General features: G+C 67.6%; 2 pseudogenes. Both read right to left on the bottom strand.

Annotation, left to right across the window (positions count from 1 at the left end):
* Positions 1-1,788, bottom strand: a pseudogene (locus AB0C69_RS40975) (DNA-directed RNA polymerase subunit beta'); the annotation flags it as partial.
* A gap of 19 nt (positions 1,789-1,807) precedes the next feature.
* Positions 1,808-2,625 (bottom strand): annotated as a pseudogene (locus AB0C69_RS40980) (DNA-directed RNA polymerase subunit beta); the annotation flags it as partial.

A 2,625-nucleotide genomic window follows, 5' to 3' on the forward strand; every position in this document is an offset into this window, starting at 1 on the left:
GACCGCGCCGTCCTTCTGCGTCGTCAGCCAGTACAGGCCGATGACCATGTCCTGGGTGGGCATGGTGACGGGCTTGCCGTCCGACGGCTTCAGGATGTTGTTGGTCGACAGCATCAGGATCCGCGCCTCGGCCTGCGCCTCGGCGGACAGCGGCAGGTGCACCGCCATCTGGTCGCCGTCGAAGTCCGCGTTGAACGCGGTGCAGACCAGCGGGTGGATCTGGATGGCCTTGCCCTCGACCAGCTGCGGCTCGAACGCCTGGATGCCGAGCCGGTGCAGGGTCGGCGCCCGGTTCAGCAGCACCGGGTGCTCGGTGATGACCTCTTCCAGCACGTCCCAAACGACCGGGCGGGCCCGCTCGACCATCCGCTTGGCGGACTTGATGTTCTGCGCGTGGTTGAGGTCGACCAGCCGCTTCATGACGAACGGCTTGAACAGCTCCAGCGCCATCTGCTTGGGCAGGCCGCACTGGTGCAGCTTCAGCTGCGGGCCGACGACGATGACCGAACGGCCGGAGTAGTCGACGCGCTTGCCCAGCAGGTTCTGCCGGAACCGGCCCTGCTTGCCCTTGAGCATGTCGGACAGCGACTTCAGCGGACGGTTGCCCGGCCCGGTGACCGGGCGGCCGCGGCGGCCGTTGTCGAACAGCGCGTCGACGGCCTCCTGCAGCATCCGCTTCTCGTTGTTGACGATGATCTCGGGAGCGCCCAGGTCGAGCAGGCGCTTGAGCCGGTTGTTGCGGTTGATCACCCGGCGGTACAGGTCGTTCAGGTCGGACGTGGCGAACCGGCCGCCGTCCAGCTGGACCATGGGACGCAGGTCCGGCGGGATGACCGGGATGCAGTCCAGCACCATGCCGAGCGGGCTGTTGCGGGTGTTGAGGAACGCCGAGACGACCTTCAGCCGCTTGAGGGCGCGGGCCTTCTTCTGGCCCTTGCCGGTGCGGATGATGTCGCGCAGCTTCTCGGCCTCGGCGTCGAGGTCGAAGTTCTGCAGCCGCGCCTGGATGGCCGCGGCGCCCATGCCGCCCTCGAAGTACTTGCCGAAGCGGTCGCGCATCTCGCGGTAGAGCAGCTCGTCGCCCTCCAGGTCCTGGACCTTGAGGTTCTTGAAGCGGCTCCAGACCTCGTCGAGGCGGTCGAGTTCGCGCTGCGCGCGGTCGCGCAGCTGCTTCATCTCCCGCTCGGCGCCGTCGCGCACCTTGCGCTTCTGGTCGGCCTTCGCGCCGGCCTCCTCCAGCTCCGCCAGGTCGCCCTCCAGCTTCTGCTGGCGGGCCTCGACCTGCGCGTCGCGGGCCTGCTCGATCTGCTGGCGCTCCACGGAGATGTGGGCCTCCAGCGTCGGCAGGTCGCGGTCGCGCCGCTCGGCGTCCACGCTGGTGATCATGTAGGCCGCGAAGTAGATGATCTTTTCGAGATCCTTCGGAGCCAGGTCCAGCAGGTAGCCGAGCCGGGACGGGACGCCCTTGAAGTACCAGATGTGCGTGACGGGCGCGGCCAGCTCGATGTGGCCCATCCGCTCACGGCGCACCTTGGCGCGAGTCACCTCGACGCCGCAGCGCTCACAGATGATGCCCTTGAACCGGACGCGCTTGTACTTGCCGCAGTAGCACTCCCAGTCGCGGGTAGGACCGAAGATCTTCTCGCAGAAGAGCCCGTCCTTCTCCGGCTTGAGGGTCCGGTAGTTGATCGTCTCCGGCTTCTTCACCTCGCCGTGCGACCACTGGCGGATGTCGTCGGCGGTCGCCAGACCGATGCGAAGCTCGTCGAAGAAGTTGACGTCAAGCAACTGTTTTCCCCTTGAGTTCTCAGACCTCGTCGACGCTCATCGCGCCCTCGTTCGGACGGCGGGAGAGGTCGATGCCGAGCTCCTCCGCGGCGCGGAAGACGTCCTCGTCGGTGTCGCGCATCTCGATGGACATGCCGTCGCTGGAGAGCACCTCGACGTTGAGGCACAGCGACTGCATCTCCTTGATGAGCACCTTGAAGGACTCGGGAATGCCGGGCTCGGGGATGTTCTCGCCCTTGACGATGGCCTCGTAGACCTTCACGCGGCCGAGGACGTCGTCGGACTTGATGGTCAGCAGCTCCTGGAGGGCGTAGGCGGCGCCGTAGGCCTCCAGTGCCCAGACCTCCATCTCACCGAAGCGCTGGCCGCCGAACTGGGCCTTACCGCCGAGCGGCTGCTGGGTGATCATGGAGTACGGGCCGGTCGAGCGCGCGTGGATCTTGTCGTCGACCAGGTGGAGCAGCTTGAGGATGTAGATGTAGCCGACCGAGATCGGGTCCTTGTAGGGCTCGCCGGTCCGGCCGTCGAACAGCCGCGCCTTGCCGCCCGGGCCGACCATCCGCTGGCCGTCGCGGTTCGGGAGCGTGCTCTCGATCAGACCGGTGACGTCGTCCTCGCGGGCGCCGTCGAACACCGGAGTGGCGGTGTTCGTCCAGGCCGGAGCCTCGTCGGCGCCGATGGCCCTGAGGGCCTGCTTCCACTCGGCGTCGTCGCCCTCGACCTTCCAGCCGCGGGAGGCGACCCAGCCGAGGTGGGTCTCCAGGACCTGTCCGACGTTCATGCGGCCGGGCACGCCCAGGGGGTTCAGGACGATGTCGACGGGGGTGCCGTCCTCCA

The organism is Actinomadura sp. NPDC048032, assembly GCF_040653175.1.
In the GTDB taxonomy this organism is placed as follows: domain Bacteria; phylum Actinomycetota; class Actinomycetes; order Streptosporangiales; family Streptosporangiaceae; genus Spirillospora; species Spirillospora verrucosospora.